This window comes from Kineococcus gurbantunggutensis, assembly GCF_050871925.1.
Taxonomy (GTDB): Bacteria; Actinomycetota; Actinomycetes; order Actinomycetales; family Kineococcaceae; genus Kineococcus.
The window spans coordinates 1-3253 of the sequence record NZ_JBJLSG010000279.1 but is presented as its reverse complement, the minus strand read 5'-3'; the positions used below and the strand labels follow the sequence as shown (position 1 = coordinate 3253).

1 protein-coding gene and 1 pseudogene are annotated in these 3253 nt (G+C 80.1%); both read right to left on the bottom strand.

Annotated elements, in window-relative coordinates:
• Positions 1-1210 (bottom strand): annotated as a pseudogene (locus tag ACRYR7_RS24920) (hypothetical protein); the annotation flags it as partial.
• A gap of 64 nt (positions 1211-1274) precedes the next feature.
• The gene (locus ACRYR7_RS24915) at positions 1275-3035 is read right to left on the bottom strand and encodes a PP2C family protein-serine/threonine phosphatase (RefSeq protein WP_432575041.1); all 1761 of its coding nucleotides are present in this window, start codon (positions 3033-3035) and stop codon (positions 1275-1277) included.
• Between the last annotated feature and the right edge of the window lie 218 nt (positions 3036-3253).

Genomic DNA, 3253 nt, shown 5'->3' with positions numbered 1-3253 from the left:
GGTGGGGGGCGGGGGGGCGGTGGGGGGGGGGGGGGGGGGGGTGGGGGGGGGGGGGGGGGCGCGGGGGGGGCGCGGCGGGGGGGGGGGCCGGGCGCCCGCCCGGGGCGCCGGCGTCCGCGCGCGCCGCCCGGGCCCCGGCCTCGGCGCGGGCGGCGCGCACCTGCTCGCGCACGTCGGCCAGGACGGCGGCGGGGTCCAGGTCGGCGACCAGGTGCAGCACCAGCCGGCCCAGGCCGGCCGCGCGCAGTCGCTCCTCCAGGGCGCGGCGCTCGGCGGCGGAGTCGGCCACGAGCAGGGTGGTGCGCCCGGCGGCGGCGCCGGCGGCGACGAGGGCGGCGGCCACCTGGGTGGCGCCGGTGCCGGCGGGGGCCTGAAGGCGCAGGTCGCCGCCGGCCAGGACGTGCTCGACGGCGCGGCGCTGGGCGGGGTCCAGTTCCAGGCCGGTGCGGGCGGCGCGCTCGGCGGGGCGCCCCTCGAGGGGGGCGGGCGGGCGCGCGGGCACCCGCTCGGCCAGGGCGCGCACCACGCGGTGCCCGCGCACGTCGGCGCCGTGGTCGCGCAGGTGCGCCAGCAGGTCCGAGCCGGGGTCGGCGAAGGTGCCCAGCAGCAGCCGGCGCTCCACCCTCAGCCCGGGCGCGCCGGCCAGCTGGCGGCGCACCTCCTCCAGCGCCGGGTCGGGGTCGAAGCCGCGGTGGCGCCCCACGGCGCGGGCGACGCGCAGGGCGTCCAGCTCGACGCCCAGCTCGGCGCGGGCGGCGCGCACGAGCACCGGGTTGACGAGCACGCCGGCGTCCAGGCGCACCACGAAGTCGTCCAGGGACTCCCCGGCGGGCGTCAGGGAGCAGCGCCGCAGCAGCAGCGGGGTGCGCCGGGCCGGGCCCGCGGGCGGCGTCCACGTCACGGTGCCCACGGCGACGGCGGGGGCGCGGGTGCCGCGCTGGGCGAGCAGGTCGGCGGCGCGCCGGTGCACGGCGCGCGCGCGGCGGCGGGCGTCGGCGAAGGCCCCGGCCTCGCGCACCAGGCTGGACAGGGGCGCCGGCCCCCCCGCGAGCAGCTGCGCCAGCCCCGAGGGATGGGCGGTGGTCAGGTCCAGCACCGCGTCGGGCGCGTCGGGGTGGTCCAGGAGCGCCGACGTCCCGCCGAGCGCCTCCGCCTCGGCCCACCACCGCCGTCGGGTCGCGTCGGCGGTGCGGGGCGCTGCGTCGTTCACGCCCTCCACAGTAGGCGCGTGCACGAGCGGCTCCGCACCGTCGCCGCCCGCCGCGCCGCGCGGTTCACCCCGCCGGGCGGGTGGTCCCGGCGCTGCTCGCGGCGGAGCGGGCGCCGCCGTCGGCGGTGCGCGGGGCCAGCGGCGCGGCGGTGGCGTCGCGGGCCAGCACGACGAGGGTGACGTCGTCGCGCGCGCGCCCGCCGCTGAAGCGGCGCGCGACGTCGAGGGCCTCGTCGACGAGGGTCTGCGGGGTCAGCTCCGGCAGGCGCCCCAGCGCCGCCAGCACGCCCTCCACGCCCAGCTCGTCGGTGCTGCCCACGGGCCGGGCCTCGGTGAGCCCGTCGGTGTAGACGACGAGCATCGAGCCGGGCGCCAGCGAGGCGGTGCCGGTGCTCCAGGCGCCCGGCGTGTCCAGGTGCAGCCAGGACAGCAGCGGCCCGGTGGCCTCCAGCTGGCCGACCAGGCGCACCGCCCCCTCGCCGGGGCGCACCACGAGGGGCGCGGGGTGGCCGGCGTTGGCGTAGCGCACCACCCCGGAGTCGGGGTCGACGACGGCGACGACGCAGCTGGCGAAGCGCTCGGCCTCGTCGGTGAAGACCCGCGCGGCCAGCGACAGCGCCAGGTCCGGCTCGGGGGCCAGGTGCAGCGCCGCCTCCAGCAGCCGCTTGAGCTGGATGGCGACGATGCCGGCGCGGGCGCCGTGCCCGGAGACGTCGGCGACGACGACGGCGTAGCGGCCGTCGGCCAGGGGCAGCACGTCGTACCAGTCCCCGGCGAGCAGCCCCTCGGCCGGGCGCAGCGCGGCGGCGGCCGTCCAGCCGCGCAGCGCGGGCAGCGGGTGGGCGGCGAGCTGGTCGCGCACCTCGGCGACGAGGGGCTGGCCCTGGGCGAGGGCCTCGCGGGCGGAGACGGCGTCGGCGAGCTCGTCGAGGATGCGCCGGCGCATCGTCTCGGCCGAGCGCGCCACGGCGGCCAGCTCGGGCGGGCCGGGCAGGCCGACGGGGGTCTGCAGGTCGCCGCCGCCGACGCGCAGCATCTGCGCGGAGAGCAGGTCCAGCGGGCGCAGGACCCAGCGGCGCACGAAGTGCAGGATCGCGGGGACCATCAGCAGGGCGGCGGCGGCGACGACGGTCTGCAGGACCTGCAGCTGCGCGAGGTCGCGCTCGGCCTGGTCGCCGTCCTGGTCGCGCTGCGCGTCCAGCAGGTCGACGAAGGCGACGACGTCCGCGTAGGTCGCGGAGAACTGCCGGGCCGCCGGCGCGTCGGCGATGGCCCTGCGCAGCCCCTCCTCGTCTCCGGTGCGCTTCACGCGGCCCTGCTCGAGGACGATGTTCTGCCAGCCGTCGACGTCGGTGACGATCTCCTCGAGGCGGCGCTCGAGGTCGGTGCGGGTGCTGGAGTCGTCCCGGAGCTGGTCCACCGCCTCGCGCAGCGCGTCCTCGTGCACGTCGAGCTGGCCGAGCAGGCGCTCGCGCTGCTCGGCCAGGAGCGGGGTCTGCGTGGCGTCGAAGGAGAGGGTGTACTGCTGGTGGACCGTCTGCAGCTCCACGAGCGTCTGCTGGTAGCGGTCCACGGCGGCGGAGACCCGGGTCCACTGGTCCTGGTCCGCCCGGCGGTCCTCGCCGAGGGTGTGCCGGAGGTTGCCCGCCAGCACGACCGTGAGCACCAGGGCGATGAGCAGCACGACGCCGGCCAGCACCGACACCCGCCGCTGCAGGGTGGTGCGCAGCATGAGGCGGTGCCAGCGCTGCACCAGGCGCTTCAGCGTCCCCTCCCCCTCCCGGCCGTGGTCGCGCCGCGGGTGCACCACCCGCCGCGTCGTCACACCTTGTCACCTCCGGGCGCGCAGTCCCAGGGTCCGCGCCCGCTCGCCGGGCGGCGGGAGCGCCCGTGGGATAGACGTGGGGCGTGAGCACCCCCCAGGAGCCGCCCGCGTCCCCCACCGGCCCGCGCTGGCCGGCGTCCCTGGTGCTGGTGCGCCACGGGCAGAGCACCGGCAACGTCGCCGACGCGGGGGGGGGGGGGGGGCGGGGGGGGGGGGGG